We start from the raw sequence: 17,009 nt of genomic DNA on the forward strand, positions 1-17,009 counted from the left end.
CAACTGAAACCGCAAACCAAGTAAGCGAAAGAGTGGGAACCAGCCGTGGCACAGGACGTGCTGACCGACCTGAACAAGGTCCGCAATATCGGCATCATGGCGCACATCGATGCCGGCAAGACGACGACGACCGAGCGCATCCTCTACTACACCGGTATCAGCTACAAGATCGGTGAGGTGCACGACGGTGCCGCCACGATGGACTGGATGGAGCAGGAGCAGGAGCGGGGGATCACCATTACCTCCGCTGCCACCACCTGCTTCTGGGACGGCAACCAGATCAACATCATCGACACCCCCGGCCACGTCGACTTCACCGTCGAGGTCGAGCGCAGCCTGCGCGTGCTCGACGGTGCGGTCGCGGTCTTCGACGGCAAGGAAGGCGTGGAGCCCCAGTCCGAGCAGGTCTGGCGTCAGGCCGACAAGTACGACGTCCCGCGCATCTGCTTCGTCAACAAGATGGACAAGATCGGCGCCGACTTCTACTTCACCGTGCGCACCATCGAGGAGCGGCTCGGTGCGAGGGCGCTGCCGATTCAGCTGCCCATCGGCTCGGAGGGTGACTTCGAGGGCATCGTCGACCTGGTCGAGATGAAGGCCAAGGTGTGGCGCGGCGAGACCAAGCTCGGCGAGACCTACGAGACCATCGACATCCCGGCCGAACTCGGTGAGAAGGCCGACGAGTACCGGACCAAGCTGCTCGAGGCCGTCGCGGAGACCGACGAGACCCTGCTGGAGAAGTACTTCGGTGGCGAGGAACTGACGGTCGACGAGATCAAGGGTGCGATCCGCAAGCTGACGATCAACTCCGAGGCCTACCCGGTGCTGTGTGGCAGCGCGTTCAAGAACAAGGGCGTGCAACCCATGCTCGACGCCGTCATCGACTACCTCCCGACCCCGCTGGACGTGGCGGCCGCCATCGGCCATGCGCCTGGCAAGGAGGACGTCGAGGTCGTGCGCAAGCCGTCGACCGACGAGCCGTTCTCCGCGCTGGCGTTCAAAGTCGCCACGCACCCGTTCTTCGGCAAGCTGACCTACGTCCGGGTGTACTCGGGCAAGGTCGACTCAGGTGCGCAGGTCATCAACGCCACCAAGGGCAAGAAGGAACGGCTGGGCAAGCTGTTCCAGATGCACTCCAACAAGGAGAACCCGGTGGAGTCCGCCTCGGCGGGTCACATCTACGCCGTGATCGGGCTCAAGGACACCACTACCGGTGACACCCTGAGCGATTCGAACCAGCAGGTTGTGCTCGAGTCGATGACCTTCCCTGCCCCGGTGATCGAGGTGGCCATCGAGCCCAAGACCAAGAGCGACCAGGAGAAGCTGTCCCTGGCGATCCAGAAGTTGGCCGAAGAGGACCCGACGTTCAAGGTCCATCAGGACAACGAGACCGGTCAGACCGTGATCGGCGGCATGGGCGAGCTTCACCTGGACATCCTGGTGGATCGCATGCGCCGCGAGTTCAAGGTCGAGGCCAACGTCGGCAAGCCGCAGGTGGCCTACAAGGAGACCATCAAGCGCAAGGTCGAGAAGGTCGAGTTCACCCACAAGAAGCAGACCGGTGGTTCGGGTCAGTTCGCGAAGGTGCTCGTCAACCTCGAACCATTCAGCGGTGAGGATGGCGCGACCTACGAGTTCGAGAACAAGGTCAGCGGTGGCCGCATCCCGCGGGAGTACATTCCGTCGGTGGACGCGGGTGCGCAGGATGCCATGCAGTACGGCGTGCTTGCCGGTTACCCGCTGGTGAACGTGAAGCTCACCCTGATCGACGGTGCGTACCACGACGTCGACTCGTCCGAAATGGCCTTCAAGGTCGCCGGCTCCCAGGTACTGAAGAAGGCTGCGGCACAAGCGCAGCCGGTCATCCTGGAACCGATCATGGCCGTCGAGGTCACGACGCCCGAGGACTACATGGGTGACGTGATTGGCGATCTCAACTCTCGCCGTGGCCAGATTCAGGCCATGGAGGAGCGCAGCGGTGCCCGCATCGTCAGGGCGCACGTGCCGCTGTCGGAGATGTTCGGCTACGTCGGTGACCTTCGGTCGCGGACCCAGGGCCGGGCGAACTACTCCATGGTGTTCGACTCGTACGCCGAAGTCCCGGCCAACGTGTCGAAGGAGATCATCGCGAAGGCGACGGGTCAGTAAAACCGGACCCCGTCGCCCGACGGGACCACACAACTGAAAACATCAACACTGCTTAACCAAGCACCAACACAGTCCAGGAGGACACAGAAGTGGCGAAGGAGAAGTTCCAGCGGACCAAGCCGCACGTGAACATCGGGACCATCGGTCACGTTGACCATGGCAAGACCACTCTTACGGCGGCCATCACCAAGGTTCTGCACGACAAGTACCCGACGTTGAACGAGTCGCGGGCGTTCGATCAGATCGACAACGCTCCCGAGGAGCGTGAGCGCGGTATCACGATCAACATCTCGCACGTCGAGTACCAGACCGAGAAGCGTCACTACGCGCACGTGGACGCCCCCGGCCACGCCGACTACATCAAGAACATGATCACCGGTGCGGCTCAGATGGACGGCGCCATCCTCGTGGTGGCCGCCACCGACGGCCCGATGCCGCAGACGCGTGAGCACGTGCTGCTCGCCCGCCAGGTCGGCGTGCCCTACATCCTGGTCGCACTGAACAAGTCGGACGCGGTCGACGACGAGGAGCTCCTGGAGCTCGTCGAGCTCGAGGTTCGCGAACTGCTGGCCGCTCAGGAATTCGACGAGGACGCGCCCGTCATCCAGGTGTCGGCGCTCAAGGCGCTCGAGGGTGACCCGAAGTGGGTCAAGTCCGTCGAGGACCTGATGGACGCGGTCGACGAGTCGATCCCGGATCCGGTTCGCGAGACCGAGAAGCCGTTCCTCATGCCCGTCGAGGACGTCTTCACGATCACCGGCCGCGGCACCGTGGTCACCGGTCGTGTCGAGCGTGGCATCGTCAAGGTCAACGAGGACGTCGAGATCGTCGGCATCCGGCCCACGATCACCAAGACCACGGTCACCGGTGTCGAGATGTTCCGCAAGCTGCTCGACGAGGGTCAGGCGGGCGACAACGTCGGTCTGCTGATCCGCGGTGTGAAGCGTGAGGACGTCGAGCGCGGCCAGGTCGTCGTGAAGCCCGGCACCACCACGCCGCACACCGAGTTCGAGGGCAGCGTCTACATCCTGTCCAAGGAAGAGGGCGGTCGTCACAAGCCGTTCTTCACGAACTACCGTCCGCAGTTCTACTTCCGCACCACGGACGTGACCGGTGTCGTGACGCTGCCGGACGGCACCGACATGGTGATGCCCGGCGACAACGTCGACATCTCGGTCAAGCTGATCCAGTCCGTCGCCATGGACGAGGGTCTGCGCTTCGCCATCCGCGAGGGCGGCAAGACCGTCGGCGCGGGTCGCGTCACCAAGATCATCAAGTGATCTAAGTACCAGCCGAAGAGCGGCGCTCACCCGAAAGGGTGGGCGCCGCTTTCGTTTTCGATTCGCCAGCTCAGGTTTGCGTCGCGAGCCGGTAGCGTCTCGCAAATACGGCTGCCGGCACGGGCCAGCATTCGCCGGTCTGGTTGCGCACCAGCCAATCGCCTGGGACGCCGGTGGCGACCCCTTCGAGCGTGTCGACGGCGAACGGTTCGTCGAGCTGGACCGCGGTCACCGTCGCGGTCTTGCGGAACCCCTCGTCGCCGACGGGTTCGTAGGTCGCGGCGAACACGCCCGCCGTCACCGACCACCTGTCGTCACCGTCGATGACCCACCAGTCGCCGGCGTGGGCGTTGAGTTCGTCGCCTTGCTCCGTCGTCCAGCTGGAGTCCTCGGTCACCTGGACGGCCCGCACGACCAGCACCGAGCCGTAGGTCTTGCCCCCGGCGAGCAGTGCGTCGAGTTTCTCGGGGCTGAGCGGCTTCGGCATTTCTTTGAAGGTACCCCCACACTAGGGCAGCCATACGCAAAGATGGACTGCACCAGCAGGAGGTGTCGTGGCGGATGCGATGAAATGTGGCGGCCGGTGAGTCGCGTGCGGTTGGTTGCCTTCACCGACGTCGGGCTGCGCAGAAAGCGCAACGAAGACGCCGTCCTGGTGGCGGGCTGGCTGTGTCAGACGCACGAAGGTGCGGTCGTCACAATGGATTTCGAGTCGACGGACCCGTTCGTCTGCGTGGTCGCCGACGGCATGGGTGGCCACGCCGGGGGAAACACCGCCAGCAGGACGGCGCTGAACGTGATCGCCGAGCGGTCGCCGGGGTGGCGCACCGTGGACGACGTGTCGGCAACGATCTCCTACGCCAACGACCAGGTCCGCGGCGTCGGCGCTCAGACCGATCTCGAGGGACTGGGTACCACGGTCGCCGGCCTGTGCGTCACCACGGAGGCGATCATCGTCTTCAACGTCGGCGACAGTCGGGTGTACTCGATCACCGGCGGTTGGCCGCAACAGCTTTCGCGTGACGACGCGGTGCTCGACGCGGCCGGCAACCCGACCAACGTCATCACGCAGTCGCTCGGTCAACCCGGGCCCGTCCAAACCCACGTCACCACGCTGCCGTTGCAGGCGGGCACGTACTTGCTGTGCTCGGACGGTGTCAGTGGGATGCTGACCGAAGCCGACCTGAGGGCCGCGTTTTCGGGGGCCGACCTGGCCCAATGTGCGGCCAACGTCGTCGCGGCCACGCGGGCCAACGGGGCGGAGGACAACTTCTCCTTCGTCATCGTCGACGTCCCGGGCCTCGACTCTCCGGCTCCGCCGCAAGGGCCACCCGTTGGCCGAATTCACTGACGGCGTCAGCCCTTCCGACTACGGCTGCCCAGCTGCGTTCGGCGACTCGGTCGCGGCACGACGGCGTGCGATGACGAGCACCACCGCGCCCGCGGGCAAGAGCAGTCCGGCCAACACGGCCAGGATTGCGTCGATCGCCGCGCCCGCGCCCATGCCCGTGGACTGCAGCACCTCGAGGACGGTGCTCGACGCGGCGACGCCGACACCCGCCATGGTGACCAGCGCCGTCAACGCGATGCCTGCTGCCTCGCCGGCCCGCTCGGGCCGCACGACGGCCTGGGTCGCCACCGTCGTGAACGCGTAGACCAAGCCCATCGTGAACCCACACGCGGTCAGTGCGGGCAGATACGCCACCCAGCCGTTGGACGCCGAGAGTGCCGCTAGCGACACCGCAGCGAGCATCGTGGTGAACCCCATGACGAGGACCGGTGACGCCCTAGCGGCGAGCCGACCCGAGAGCGCGCCACCGAGCGCAGCGCCCGCCGACGGGCCCAGGAACGCCAAGCCCGCCATGAGTGGGTCCAGCCCACGGACCTCCTGCAGGTACATCGTCGACAGAAAGATCGTCACTCCGTACGCGATGTTGGCGATGGTGCCTGCGAGCACCAGGACGCTGAACCGCGCGTCGCGCAGCAACGCCAGTTCGACCAGCGGGTAACGCACCCGGCGTTCGACTAACACGAACGCGGCCAGTAGCAGTAATGCGGCGACGAACGCGCCGACGGTTGACGGGGACAGCCAACCCCAACTGGGTGCCCGATCGAAAGTGATTGTGAACAGCCCGATTCCGAACGTGATGAGCGCCAGCCCCGCCATGTCGATTCGGCGAGGTGCCTCCTCGTCCGAGGATTCGGTGATGCAGCGGATGCCGAGTGCGAGCGCCAGCACCGTCAAGGGAACGTTGAGCCAGAAGATCCAGCGCCACCCCACCGTCTCGGTGAGCAGCCCGCCGACGAGCGGCCCGGCCGCGTTGCCGAGCCCCGCGATGCCGTAGGCCAGCCCGATCGCGTGGCCGGCGCGGGCGGCGGGCAGCGCGTTGGTCAGCACGCTGACCGAGACCGGGAAGATCAACGCCGCTCCCAGGCCCTGGACGGCGCGGAAGGCGATGACTGCTTCCGCCGACGTGGCCAGCGCGCACATCGCCGAGGCGATGCCGAACAACGCGATCCCGATGAGGAGTGCGCGCTTGCGCCCGAAGATGTCTCCGATGCGTCCAGCGGGCACCATGAACGCGCCGAGCACCAGCATGTAGATGCTGATCACCCATTGCAGGTCGGTGGCGTCGCTACCGAGGTCGGCGGCCATCCTTGGCAACGCCAGGTTCATCGCGAAGTAGTCGATTTGCACGCAGAACAGGGCCGTCGAGATGGCAGCGAGGATGCCGCGTGGATACGCGGTGCTCGACGGCGCGGGCACGGACCGACGATACGCGTGTTGGCAGCTGCCACACAGGTGGACAACTCGATCAAATTGGGCGGGTTGGCGCTAGTCTGACGGTCAAATCGCCGCTACTAGCCGAGGAGTCGGGCAAATGTTGATGCGTTACCTCAAGTGTCAGCTGTTCGTATTTCTGTTCGGTGGCATCGTCGGTCCGATATTCCTGGTGATCGGGCTGGCCGGGCTACCCGTCGTCGGCGAGATGTTCTTCTGGTTGGGCCTGGCCATCACGATCATCGACGTGATCGTTGCGGTGGTGTGGGCGAACCTCGGCGCCAAGTCGGCCGCCAAGACGGAGGCGCTCGAAGCCAGCGGCGTGCTGGCGGTGGGCCGCATCATGGGGATGGGGGAGACGGGGACCAGGATCAACGACGTGCCCCTGGTGAAGTTGAGGCTCCGCGTCGAAGGACCTGGGATCACCCCGTTCGACACCGAAGATTCGGTGCTGGCCCAGGTGACGCGTATGCCGATCCTGTCCCGTGGCAGCGTCGTCGTGCTGGTCGACCCGGCGACCAACCAGTACCAAATCGACTGGACGCGAAGCGCCTTGATCAGTGGCATGGTGCCCGCACAGTTCACGCTCGCCGAGGACGGCAGAACCTACGACCTGTCCGGTCAGGTCGGGCCGCTGATGGAGATCATGCACATCCTCAAGGCCAACGGCGTGCCGATGGACGGGACCATCGACATCCGGTCCAATCCGGTTGTGCGTCAACAGGTGATGAACGTGGCGCGCCGAGCCGCCAGCCAGCAGGGCCAGGGCCAAGCTCCGTCGGCGCCGCCGCTGTCGCAGCCCGCCGCGCCGGTGGGTTATCCCGCCGCGGCACCCCAGCCGTCGGTCTCACAACGACTGCAGGAGTTGGAGACGTTGCGGGCCACGGGGGCGGTCTCGGAGGAGGAGTACACCGCCAAGCGCCAGCAGATCCTCGCCGGTCTGTAGCTGGCCAACGGCTGACCAATTCCTCAACAACGGCAGGTCGACGCCGTCGGTCGGCTAGGGTTTTTCACTGGATTCAAGATCGCCGAATCGTTTCCTTGAGGAAGCCGGAGCCGATTGATGACCAGCACGACCGAAGCATCTGCCGATCCCGCGAGCGGGAAGGTCAGCCTCCCGACGCTGACCGCAATGGTCATCGGGTCGATGATCGGCTCCGGAGTGTTCCTGCTGCCGAGGCGGTTCGGCACCGAGACCGGCGTGTTGGGCGCGATCATCGCCTGGACCATCGCCGGTGCCGGAATGTTGATGCTCGCCTTCGTCTTTCAGCGGCTAGCGACTCGCAAACCCGACCTGGACGCCGGGATCTTCGCTTACGCCAAGGCCGGTTTCGGAGACTACGTCGGCTTCAACTCCGCCTTCGGGTTCTGGGCGTCCGCGTGTGCCGGGAACACGTCGTACTGGGTCGTGATCATGACGACGACGAGCGCACTGTTCCCCGCGCTCGGGGCCGGGGACACGGTCATCGCCGTCATCGTCTCGTCGGTCGGGGTGTGGCTCTTCGTCTACCTGATCATGCGCGGCGTCAAGGAGGCGGCCGTCATCAACCGCATCGCCACGGTCGCCAAAGTCGTTCCCATCCTGGTCTTCATCGTGATTGCGGCCATCGCGTTCAAGGCCGACATGTTCGCGGACAACTTCTGGGGTGGTGACGACCGCACGTTCTCGTCGGTCTTCGAGCAGGCCAAGGGCACCATGCTCATCACCGTGTTCGTGTTCCTGGGCATCGAGGGCGCCAGCGTCTATTCGCGGTTCGCCCGCAAACGTGAAGACGTCGGACGCGCCACCATCATCGGGTTCCTCAGTGTGCTCAGCGTTTTCGCACTCGTGACGTTGCTGTCCTACGGCGTCCTTCCGAAGGACGAGCTCGCAGGCGTGCAGCAGCCGTCGATGGCGTCGGTGCTGGAATCCGTCGTCGGGGATTGGGGATCGGTCTTCATCAGGGTCGGCGTCGTGCTCTCGGTGCTCGGCGCCTACCTGGCGTGGACGCTGATGTCGGCCGAGATTCTCTACATCCCCGCCAAGACCGACGACATGCCGCGTTTCCTCGCGCGCACCAACCGAAACGGCGCGCCGGTCGCGGCACTGGTGATGGCCGCAGGTCTGATCCAGGTGTTGCTGATCGTGCTGATATTCGCTTCGGACGCGCTCGATTTCATGTTGGACCTGACGGCTGCGCTGTCGCTGATCCCGTATCTGTTGGCTGCGGCCTACATGCTGAAGCTGACCGCGACGCGCGAGACTTACGAGACAGGCAAGTCCGTCGTCCCCGACATGCTCGTCGCGGCGGTAGCGACGTTCTACACCCTGTTTCTCATCTTTGCGGCGGGCCCGGACAAGCTGCTGTTGTCCTGCATCCTGTACGCCCCAGGGGCGATCCTGTACGTGATCGCGCGCCGGGAACGCAACCTTCGGTTGTTCCGTCCTGCCGAAGCGGTGCTGTTCGCGATCATCGTTGCGGGTGCGATCGCCGGGATCGTCTCCCTGGTGACCGGGGCGATCGAGATCTAGCGAGTGAAAGGCATGACATGACGAACCCGTCCGCCGCATACGGCGTGCACTCCGAGGTGGGAAAGCTGCGAAAGGTGTTGGTGTGTTCGCCCGGCCTCGCGCACGAGCGGCTCACGCCCACCAACTGTGACGACCTGCTGTTCGACGACGTGTTGTGGGTGCAAAACGCGCGACGCGACCACTTCGACTTCATGGACAAGATGCGCGACCGGGGGGTCGACGTCGTGGAACTGCACGACGTACTGGCCGACACCATGGCGATGCCCGCGGCCAAGGACTGGCTGCTGGACCGCAAGATCGTGGCCAACGAAGTCGGTCTTGGGCTCGTCGACGACACGCGCGCCTTCCTGGATTCGCTGGAACCGCGCAGACTCACCGAGTTGCTGATCGGCGGAATGTCGGTACGCGATCTGCCCAACGAACTCAGATCGTCGTACCGGGCTCTGGCGCGCGAGGCCCGCGGCGTCACCGAATACCTGATGCCACCGCTGCCGAACACCCTCTATACCCGGGATACCACCTGCTGGATCTACGGCGGGGTGACGCTCAACCCGCTGTACTGGCCCGCCCGCCACGACGAGACGCTACTGATGAAGGCGATCTACGAGTTCCACCCGGACTATGTGGGATCGACGGTGTGGTGGGGCGACCCAGAGGAGTCCTGGGGGCTGGCGACCATCGAGGGTGGCGACGTCCTGGTGCCGGGCAACGGCGTCGTCGTCATCGGGATGAGCGAACGCACGTCGCGGCAGGCCATCACACAGGTCGCTGCCAAGCTGTTCGCGGAGGGCGCCGCGGAGAAGGTGATCGTCGCGGGGATGCCCAAACTCCGCGCGGCCATGCACCTCGATACCGTCTTCACCTTCGCCGATCGCGACGTGGTGACGCTCTACCCGGACATCATCGACGCGGTTCAGACGTTCACCCTGCTGCCCACCGATCGCGCGCTCGGCGTCGAGGTCGTCGAGGAGTCCAAACCGTTCGTCGAGGTGGTGGCAGCCGCACTTGACCTGGACAAGCTCCGGATCGTCGAAACTGGTGGCAACGCATACGATTCGGAGCGCCAGCAGTGGGACAGCGGCAACAACCTCGTCGCCGTCGAGCCGGGCGTGGTGTTCGCCTACGACCGCAACACCCACACCAACTCGCTGCTGCGCAAGGCCGGCATCGAGGTCATCACCATCGTCGGTGCCGAGCTTGGTCGCGGCCGCGGCGGCGGACACTGCATGACGTGCCCGATCATCCGCGATGCGGTGGACTACTGAACCTGTGCGCGCGCCGAGACTGCTCAGAGATCGCGATTCCGCGACGATTCTGGATCTCCCCGCAGGCTCGGCGACCAGGGGGTTGGGGTTTCTAGAACACGTTCCAGTTCGGCTGCTAACCTGAGCCCTGGTTGACGAAAGGACTGGCAATGGCGGCAGGCAACGCACCGCTCGAGGGACGGGTGGCATTCATCACCGGGGCCGCGCGCGGTCAGGGTCGCGCGCACGCGGTGCGGCTGGCCGCCGACGGCGCCGACATCATCGCCATCGACATCTGCGGCCCCGTCACGGACACCGTCACCTATCCGATGCCCACGTCGGAAGACCTGGCGGAAACGGTGCGACTGGTCGAGGAGACGGGCCGCAAGGTGCTCGCGCGCGAGGTGGACATCCGCGACCTCGCCGCGCAGCAGCAGGTGGTGGCCGACGGTGTCGAACAGTTCGGTCGGCTCGACATCGTGGTCGCCAACGCAGGCATCCTCAGCTGGGGCAGGATGTTCGAGATGTCAGAAGAGCAGTGGGACAGCGTCATCGACGTCAACCTCAACGGCACGTGGCGCACCGTGCGGGCTGCCGTCCCCGCGATGATCGAAGCGGGCAACGGCGGATCGATCATCATCGTGAGTTCGTCCGCCGGCACGAAGGCCACCCCCGGCAACGGGCACTACTCGGCGTCCAAGCACGGCCTCGTCGCGATCACCAACGCGTTGGCAATCGAGGTGGGGGAGTTCGGGATTCGGGTCAACTCGATTCACCCGTACTCGATCGACACGCCGATGGTCGAGAAGGAAGCCATGATGGACGTCTTCGGAAAGTGGCCGAGCTTCCTGCACAGCTTCGCCCCGATGCCGTACAAGCCCGTCAATCACGACGGCAAGAAGGGCCTGCAGGAATTCATGACTCCCGAAGAGGTTTCGGACGTGGTGGCCTGGTTGGCAAGCGACGGGTCGGCGACGATATCCGGGTCGCAGATCGCGGTGGACCGCGGCACCGCGAAGTACTGACGAGCTAAGCGCAGAGCGAACGGCGTATCGCAGACACACGCCCGCTGGGTACGTTCGCGACATGACCTCACCGACCGCGTTGCCGTTCGACTACACCCACGACGGAATCGACTTCGCAGGCGTCATCGTGTCTGCCGAAGATGCGAACGCACCGACGGTGCTGGTGTTTCACGGCATGGAGGGCCGCAGCGACGCGCAGCTCGAGTTCTGTCACCGGCTCGCCGCGCTGGGCTACCGAGCCGTCGCCGTCGACCTGTTCGGGCGCGCCGCCACACTCGCGGGCGCCGACGCCTGCGCCGCCGCCATGACGCAGCTGATCGCGGTTCGGGACACCATGCGGGACAGGCTCATTGGCGTCGTCGACATCCTCACGAACCTGGAAGGAGTCCGGCGCGACGCGATGGCGGCCATCGGATTCTGCTTCGGCGGCCTCTGCATGTTGGATTTGGCGCGACACGGCACGCACCTGGCGGCGGTCGCCAGCTTCCACGGCATCGTTACCCCCCTCCCGCAGCCGCCCACGACGCCGATCTCCGCCAAGATCACCATCTTCCACGGCTGGGACGACCCCTTCGCGCCGCCGCACGAGATGCTGGCGCTCGCCACGGAGTTGACCGAGCGCGGGGCCGACTGGCAGCTGCACGCGTACGGCCACGCGCTGCACGCGTTCATGGCGCCATTCGCCAATGCGCCGGAGCGGGGCATCCAGTACGACGAGGCTACGGCCCGACGCGCGTGGGAGAGCCTCCTCGACTTCCTCCGGGAGACGTTCGGCTAGTTGGGGAGCACGAGCACCGGCACGGGGCTGTGCCGCACGATCTTGGTGCCCTTGGAGCCGAGGAACACTCGCGCGATCGCGCCCTGGGGCGACGTGCCAAGCGCAAGCAGTTCACCATCGAGCCACTCCGCCGCGTCGAGCGCCTGATCCCAGCCGTTGCCCGTGACCACCTGCAGCACCACGTCGCTACCGACGACGCCGTTGGTCTTCAAGGCCGCCAACGCCTCTCGGGATGCGCTGGCCCACGACTGCAGGATGGTGCTCTCGGCATCCAGGCCGACCTCCGGCGGGTACATGGTGCGGCCCCGCACCGCGAACGTGATCACGCGCATGGGGACCTCGAGCTGCGCGGCCAATTCGGCTACGCGTTCGACAACGTGGGTTGAGTCCTCGGTACCCGGGTAGGCGCAGGTGATCCGGGTCAGCCCGTGCGACTTCGACCCGCGGTAACCACGTGGGCTGATCGCCAGCGGCACCGGCGCCGAGTGCAGCAGCCGGTCGGCCGTCGACCCGACGACGACCTGTCCGAGGCTGCCGTCCGCAGCCGAACCCAGCACCAGCGCTTCGGCTTTCAGTTCTTCCACGGCGTCCAAGAGCCCGCCGGCCGCCGAACGGTGGGCGTACTTGTGGAAACTGACCTCGAGGTCGGGGGCCAACGATGCGATGCACTGCTTGGCCTGCGTTGCCGAGTCGGCCGCGACCCGGTCGGCGTACTGGGCGTACTCGGCATCGATTCGGGCGGGCGACGGCGTGGACCACGGCTTGGGCACCACGGTGACGACCGCGAGCGACGTCTTCAGCGTCCGCGCCGCTTCCACCCCGAGGTGCAGCGCGGAGATGCCTGCCTTCCCGGCGAGGTACCCGACGATGACGGTCACGGCTTGTCCTTCGGCGTGATGATCTCGACGTCCTCGACTCCCGGTGCGGCGGAGGTGATGATGCCGTCGCCGCCGTCGTTGAGTGCGCTGTGGTGCCGACCCCAGAGTAAGTAGAACGCCCACACGACAAACACCCACGCGCTGAACGCGATCCAGGTGTACCAGTGCAGGCTGATGAGAATGTAGCCACATGCCAGCACTGACAGGATCGGGACGATCGGGATGTGGATGTTGCTACTGCTCGTCCGAATGATGTAGTAGAACGGCACCTTGAACCCGCGCGGCAGATTGGGCTCGCGCACCCGCAGGATGACGACGCCGATCGACACCACGATGAACGCGGTCAGCGTGCCGATCGAGACCATGTCGATCAACTTGTCCAACGGGATGAACGCGGCCAGCAGACTGACCACGACGGCGACGATGATGGTGTTGTTCACCGGCGTCATGCTCTTGGGGTTCACCTTGGCGAACATCGACGGCAGCAGGCCGTCGCGCCCCATCGCGAACAGGATGCGGGTCTGGCCGTACATCGTGACCAGAGTGACCGAGAAGATCGAGATCACCGCGCCCGCGGCCAGCACCGTGCTCCACCCGGTGCCTCCGGTGACGTCGTCGAGGATCTGGGCAAGCCCGGCGGCCTGACCGTCGAACATCTCCCACTTCTGCGCGCCGATGGCAGCGATGGCCACCAGGACGTAGACGCCGGTCACGATCAGCAGGGCCGCAATGATGGCCCGCGGCATGGTTTTCTGCGGGTCCTTCACTTCGTCGCCCGCGGTGGATACCGCGTCCAAGCCTATGAAGGAGAAGAAGATCGTCCCAGCCGCCGCCCCGATGGCGGCGACGCCGAACGGCGCGAAGTTCGCGAAGTGGTCTGCGTTGAAGGCGGTGAACGCGATGATCGCGAACAGTCCCAGCACGCCGAGCTTGATGACCACCATGACGGTGTTCACCACCGCGGACTCACTGGCACCGCGGATCAAGAGCAGCGCGCACAGCACCACCAGAACGACGGCGGGCAGGTTGATCCAGCCCTGCACGTGGCCTTCCGCGACCTCGTCCCATGGCGCCGCGATGATCTGGTCCGGCAGCTGCCAACCGTTGAAGACGTTGGCGAACAACTTGTTCAGGTACTGGCTCCACCCGACGGCGACAGCGGCGGTGGACACGCCGTACTCGAGCAGCAGGCACGCTGCGACGCCCATGGCGACGAACTCGCCGAGTGTGGTGTAGGCGTACGAGTACGTCGAGCCGGAAACCGGGACTGCCGAGGCCATTTCGGCGTAACAGATCGCGGCGAGGCCGGCCGCGATGCCCGCGATGATGAACGAAACGACGACCGAGGGACCGGCGATCGGCACCGCGTCCTGCAGGACGAAGAAGATGCCGGTGCCGACGGTGGCGCCGACGCCGAACATCGTCAGCTGGAACACCCCGATCGTCCGCTTCAGGTGGTCGTCGGCGCCGTGCGCGACAGCTGCGCCAATGACGGGGCGGCGGCGCAGCATTTGTTCGGGCAGGTTCACCGTCGGTGAGGGAGATGCCATGGTGCCTCCTCAGGCAGACTCAGGCGTGGGTGGGGTGGGTAAGCGCGTCGGTCAGTACTGCGGCGAACTGATCGACGGCCCAGTCGATCTCCTCCTCGGTGATCACGATGGGTGGGGCGAATCGCAGTGTTGAACCGTGGGTGTCCTTAACGAGAACACCGCGCTCGGCCAGGCGCAAGCTGAGTTGCTTGCCTGAACCGAAGCTCGGGTCGATGTCGACACCGGCCCAGAGGCCCAGCCCGCGCACGGCCAGCACGCCGTGCCCAATCAGCCCTCGCAGCCGGTCGTGCAGGTGACGACCGAGTTCGGTTGAGCGGGTTTGGTATTCGCCGCGCTGAAGCATCGCCACGACAGTGGTCCCGATGGCTGCGGCCAGCGGATTGCCGCCGAACGTCGAGCCGTGCTCACCGGGGTGCAGGACCCCGAGCACGTCGCGGTTGGCCACCACCGCCGACAGCGGGACCACGCCTCCGCCGAGGGCCTTGCCGAGCAGATAGACGTCGGGCACGACGCCCCAGTGCTCGCAGGCGAACGTCCGGCCCGTGCGCGCGAGCCCGGACTGGATCTCGTCGGCGATCATCAGCACGTTGCGCTCGGTGCACAGTGCGCGAACGCGGGGGAGGAAGTCGTCGGGCGGCACGATGACGCCCGCCTCACCCTGGATGGGTTCGAGCAGCACGGCCACGGTGTGCTCGTCGATGGCCGCCGCCAATGCGTCGGCATCCCCGAATGGCACCGAGCGGAAGCCCGGGGTGTAGGGACCGAAGCCACGGCGTGCGGTCTCGTCGTCGGAGAAGCTGATGATCGTGGTGGTACGACCGTGGAAGTTGTTGCGCGCCACGACGATGTTGGACTGCCCCTCGGGCACGCCCTTGACGTCGGTGCCCCACTTGCGCGCGACCTTGAGTCCACTCTCGACGGCCTCGGCGCCGCTGTTCATCGGCAGCACCATGTCCTTGCCGCAGAGCGCCGCCAGTGCGGCGCAGAACGGACCAAGTCGGTCGGAGTGGAAGGCGCGGCTCACCAGCGTGACGGTGTCGAGTTGCGCGTGCGCCGTCGCGGCGATCTCCGGATTGCGGTGTCCGAAGTTCACCGCCGAGTAGGCGGCCAGGCAATCCAGGTAGCGGCGGCCCTCGACGTCGGTGATCCAGACGCCCTCGGCGGAGGCAGCGACGACCGGCAGCGGGGAGTAGTTGTGCGCGGCGAAGCGGTCGTCCACCGCGATGGCCGCCGCGGTGGACGACCCCACTGCGGAGTCCGAAGGAGCCGTCACGGTATCCAGAATGGTCACCTATACACCTCCAGCGTGCAGCATTTGACGGATCCGCCACCCTTGAGCAGCTCGGACAGGTCGACGCCGATCGGTTCGAAACCGGCCTCGGTCAATTGCTTGGCAAAGCCGGTGGCCGCCGCGGGGAGCACGACGTGCAGACCGTCGGAGACAGCGTTGAGCCCGAGCACGTAGGCGTCGGCAGTGGCGACCTCGATGGCGTCGGGGAAGAGCTGCTGCAGCCGCGCGCGGGCGTCGGCGCTGAACGCAGGCGGGTAGTAGGCGACGGTGTCGTCGTCGAGCACAGCCAACGCGGTGTCGAGGTGATAGAAGCGCGGATCGACGAGCTCGAGGCTCACCACCGGCATCCCGAGTAGCTTGGCCACCTCGTCGTGTGCGGCGAGTTCGGTGCGAAAGCCGTAGCCGGCCAACACCGTTGAACCGATCACCAACAGGTCGCCCTGGCCCTCGTTGACGTGCTTGGTGTGCAGCGGCTCGAAGCCGTGGTCGGTCATCCACTGCGCGTAGGCGATTGCCTCGGGTGCTCGTTGCGGGTAGGCGAAGCGTGCGACGACGGCCTTGCCGTCGACGATCAGTCCACCGTTGGCGGCGTACACCATGTCGGGAAGCCCGGCGACGGGCTCGACGAGCTCGACGTTGTGGCCAAGCGACCGGTACGCGTCGCGCAGACGCTCCCACTGGCGAACGGCGACGGCGGTGTCGACCGGGGTGGACGTGTCCATCCAGGGGTTGATCGCGTACTCGACGGTGAAGTGCGCGGGAGCGGTCATGGCGTAGTGGCGGAGTCGGGCTGAACGGGATCGCTGCGTCGTTGCGGCGACATCAAATTCCGGGGTGGCCGGCACCGCGCGAGCGGCGAGATCTGAAATCGTCATGAATCAACGATATGGAGTGGCGTTCACGCAATCAATCACCACTCATTGCGTGTCTAGCCTTGATCCATTGTGTGAAGCGTAGAATTGCGGCGATTTCTTGCGTGACGACTGACGGGAGTGCGAAATGGACCGGTTGGACGAGACGGACGAGCGGATTCTGGCCGAGCTGGCGGAGCACGCCAGGGCCACGTTCGCCGAGATCGGCCAGCGCGTGAACCTGTCCGCTCCAGCGGTCAAACGCCGTGTCGACCGCATGCTCGACAACGGCGTCATCCGTGGCTTCACCACCGTGATCGACCGCAACGCGCTCGGCTGGAACACCGAGGCCTACGTGCAGGTGTTCCGCCACGGCACCGTCGCGCCCGACGAGCTGCGAAAGGCGTGGGTCGACATCCCGGAAGTGGTCAGCGCGGCCACCGTCACCGGCACCGCGGACGCGATGCTGCACGTGCTCGCCCGCGACATGCGCCACCTGGAGGAGGCGCTGGAGCGCATCCGGGCGGCCGCTGACGTCGAGCGCAGCGAAAGCATCGTGGTGCTCACCAACATCATCGACCGGATGCGGGGCTGATGAGCGCTTGCGCGAAGAAGAGAGTGGCCTGAGCGGCCCAACCGCAGGGTGGCGGACCTTCGGCCGGGGCCATCG

The 17,009-nt window shown here is 65.8% G+C and carries 15 protein-coding genes; 9 read left to right on the forward strand and 6 right to left on the reverse strand.

The annotated features are described in order from the left end of the window. Window positions 1-45 precede the first annotated feature (45 nt). On the forward strand, window positions 46-2,148 hold the full coding sequence (gene fusA, locus SLQ33_RS26110; protein ID WP_319456791.1) for an elongation factor G: 2,103 nt from the start codon (window positions 46-48) through the stop codon (window positions 2,146-2,148). 89 nt (window positions 2,149-2,237) lie between these two features. Beyond that, window positions 2,238-3,428 carry an elongation factor Tu gene (tuf, locus tag SLQ33_RS26115; protein WP_319456792.1) on the forward strand — a complete coding sequence of 397 codons (1,191 nt, stop codon included), beginning with the start codon at window positions 2,238-2,240 and terminating at the stop codon, window positions 3,426-3,428. A 70-nt stretch (window positions 3,429-3,498) separates the two neighbouring features. Here tuf and SLQ33_RS26120 read toward each other — a convergent pair whose 3' ends face one another. Next, window positions 3,499-3,915: a hypothetical protein gene (locus tag SLQ33_RS26120; protein WP_319456793.1), complete on the reverse strand. Its 417-nt coding sequence runs from the start codon at window positions 3,913-3,915 to the stop codon at window positions 3,499-3,501. 96 nt (window positions 3,916-4,011) lie between these two features. On the opposite strand from SLQ33_RS26120, the gene SLQ33_RS26125 reads away from it, so the two are divergent. Next, window positions 4,012-4,779 (forward strand): PP2C family protein-serine/threonine phosphatase, encoded by a 768-nt coding sequence (locus tag SLQ33_RS26125; RefSeq protein WP_319456794.1) that lies wholly within the window; start codon window positions 4,012-4,014, stop codon window positions 4,777-4,779. An 18-nt stretch (window positions 4,780-4,797) separates the two neighbouring features. On the opposite strand, the gene SLQ33_RS26130 is transcribed toward SLQ33_RS26125, so the two are convergent. Further along, window positions 4,798-6,195, reverse strand: coding sequence for an MFS transporter (locus SLQ33_RS26130; protein ID WP_319456795.1), 1,398 nt, complete (start codon window positions 6,193-6,195; stop codon window positions 4,798-4,800). Window positions 6,196-6,310: 115 nt separating this feature from the next. Here SLQ33_RS26130 and SLQ33_RS26135 point away from each other — a divergent pair, with 115 nt between their 5' ends. The 5 genes from SLQ33_RS26135 to SLQ33_RS26155 all read left to right on the forward strand — a co-directional run bounded on the left by SLQ33_RS26135 (window position 6,311) and on the right by SLQ33_RS26155 (window position 11,769). Then, a complete protein-coding gene (locus SLQ33_RS26135; RefSeq protein WP_319456796.1) occupies window positions 6,311-7,156 on the forward strand; it encodes an SHOCT domain-containing protein in 846 nt (281 codons plus the stop codon). Window positions 7,157-7,273: 117 nt separating this feature from the next. Continuing rightward, window positions 7,274-8,722: a basic amino acid/polyamine antiporter gene (locus SLQ33_RS26140; protein ID WP_319456797.1), complete on the forward strand. Its 1,449-nt coding sequence runs from the start codon at window positions 7,274-7,276 to the stop codon at window positions 8,720-8,722. A gap of 17 nt (window positions 8,723-8,739) precedes the next feature. Beyond that, the gene (gene arcA / locus SLQ33_RS26145; protein WP_319456798.1) at window positions 8,740-9,987 is read left to right on the forward strand and encodes an arginine deiminase; all 1,248 of its coding nucleotides are present in this window, start codon (window positions 8,740-8,742) and stop codon (window positions 9,985-9,987) included. Window positions 9,988-10,136: 149 nt separating this feature from the next. Further along, the gene (locus tag SLQ33_RS26150; RefSeq protein ID WP_319456799.1) at window positions 10,137-10,991 is read left to right on the forward strand and encodes a mycofactocin-coupled SDR family oxidoreductase; all 855 of its coding nucleotides are present in this window, start codon (window positions 10,137-10,139) and stop codon (window positions 10,989-10,991) included. Window positions 10,992-11,052: 61 nt separating this feature from the next. Next, window positions 11,053-11,769 carry a dienelactone hydrolase family protein gene (locus SLQ33_RS26155; RefSeq protein WP_319456800.1) on the forward strand — a complete coding sequence of 239 codons (717 nt, stop codon included), beginning with the start codon at window positions 11,053-11,055 and terminating at the stop codon, window positions 11,767-11,769. Here SLQ33_RS26155 and SLQ33_RS26160 read toward each other — a convergent pair. From SLQ33_RS26160 to ddaH, 4 genes are read right to left on the reverse strand one after another with little or no spacing between them, the layout of a single operon-like run. Beyond that, the gene (locus tag SLQ33_RS26160; protein WP_319456801.1) at window positions 11,766-12,647 is read right to left on the reverse strand and encodes a universal stress protein; all 882 of its coding nucleotides are present in this window, start codon (window positions 12,645-12,647) and stop codon (window positions 11,766-11,768) included. The two genes, SLQ33_RS26155 and SLQ33_RS26160, sit on opposite strands and share 4 nt — an antisense overlap. Next, entirely contained in the window at window positions 12,644-14,197 is a 1,554-nt protein-coding gene (locus tag SLQ33_RS26165; RefSeq protein WP_319456802.1) for an amino acid permease, read from the reverse strand. The genes SLQ33_RS26160 and SLQ33_RS26165 overlap by 4 nt, the downstream gene beginning before the upstream one ends. A 19-nt stretch (window positions 14,198-14,216) precedes the next feature. Beyond that, window positions 14,217-15,488 carry an ornithine--oxo-acid transaminase gene (gene rocD / locus SLQ33_RS26170; protein ID WP_319456803.1) on the reverse strand — a complete coding sequence of 424 codons (1,272 nt, stop codon included), beginning with the start codon at window positions 15,486-15,488 and terminating at the stop codon, window positions 14,217-14,219. Then, complete coding sequence (ddaH, locus tag SLQ33_RS26175; protein WP_319456804.1) at window positions 15,485-16,363, reverse strand: dimethylargininase; 879 nt, start codon at window positions 16,361-16,363, stop codon at window positions 15,485-15,487. The genes rocD and ddaH overlap by 4 nt, the downstream gene beginning before the upstream one ends. A gap of 124 nt (window positions 16,364-16,487) precedes the next feature. Between ddaH and SLQ33_RS26180 the strand changes: the two genes are divergently transcribed. Next, the gene (locus tag SLQ33_RS26180) at window positions 16,488-16,934 is read left to right on the forward strand and encodes an Lrp/AsnC family transcriptional regulator (protein WP_319456805.1); all 447 of its coding nucleotides are present in this window, start codon (window positions 16,488-16,490) and stop codon (window positions 16,932-16,934) included. Window positions 16,935-17,009 lie beyond the last annotated feature (75 nt).

It is taken from the genome of Mycobacterium sp. RTGN6 (assembly GCF_033804605.1).
Taxonomy (GTDB): Bacteria; Actinomycetota; Actinomycetes; order Mycobacteriales; family Mycobacteriaceae; genus Mycobacterium.

Bases quoted from the DNA above. Each gene is read 5' to 3' on its own strand.
- SLQ33_RS26165 (WP_319456802.1), bottom strand. From the start codon at position 14,197: ATGGCATCTCCCTCACCGACGGTGAACCTGCCCGAACAAATGCTGCGC.
- SLQ33_RS26150 (WP_319456799.1), top strand. From the start codon at position 10,137: ATGGCGGCAGGCAACGCACCGCTCGAGGGACGGGTGGCATTCATCACC.
- arcA (WP_319456798.1), top strand. From the start codon at position 8,740: ATGACGAACCCGTCCGCCGCATACGGCGTGCACTCCGAGGTGGGAAAG.
- SLQ33_RS26155 (WP_319456800.1), top strand. From the start codon at position 11,053: ATGACCTCACCGACCGCGTTGCCGTTCGACTACACCCACGACGGAATC.
- SLQ33_RS26135 (WP_319456796.1), top strand. From the start codon at position 6,311: ATGTTGATGCGTTACCTCAAGTGTCAGCTGTTCGTATTTCTGTTCGGT.
- SLQ33_RS26120 (WP_319456793.1), bottom strand. From the start codon at position 3,915: ATGCCGAAGCCGCTCAGCCCCGAGAAACTCGACGCACTGCTCGCCGGG.
- ddaH (WP_319456804.1), bottom strand. From the start codon at position 16,363: ATGACGATTTCAGATCTCGCCGCTCGCGCGGTGCCGGCCACCCCGGAA.
- SLQ33_RS26140 (WP_319456797.1), top strand. From the start codon at position 7,274: ATGACCAGCACGACCGAAGCATCTGCCGATCCCGCGAGCGGGAAGGTC.
- SLQ33_RS26180 (WP_319456805.1), top strand. From the start codon at position 16,488: ATGGACCGGTTGGACGAGACGGACGAGCGGATTCTGGCCGAGCTGGCG.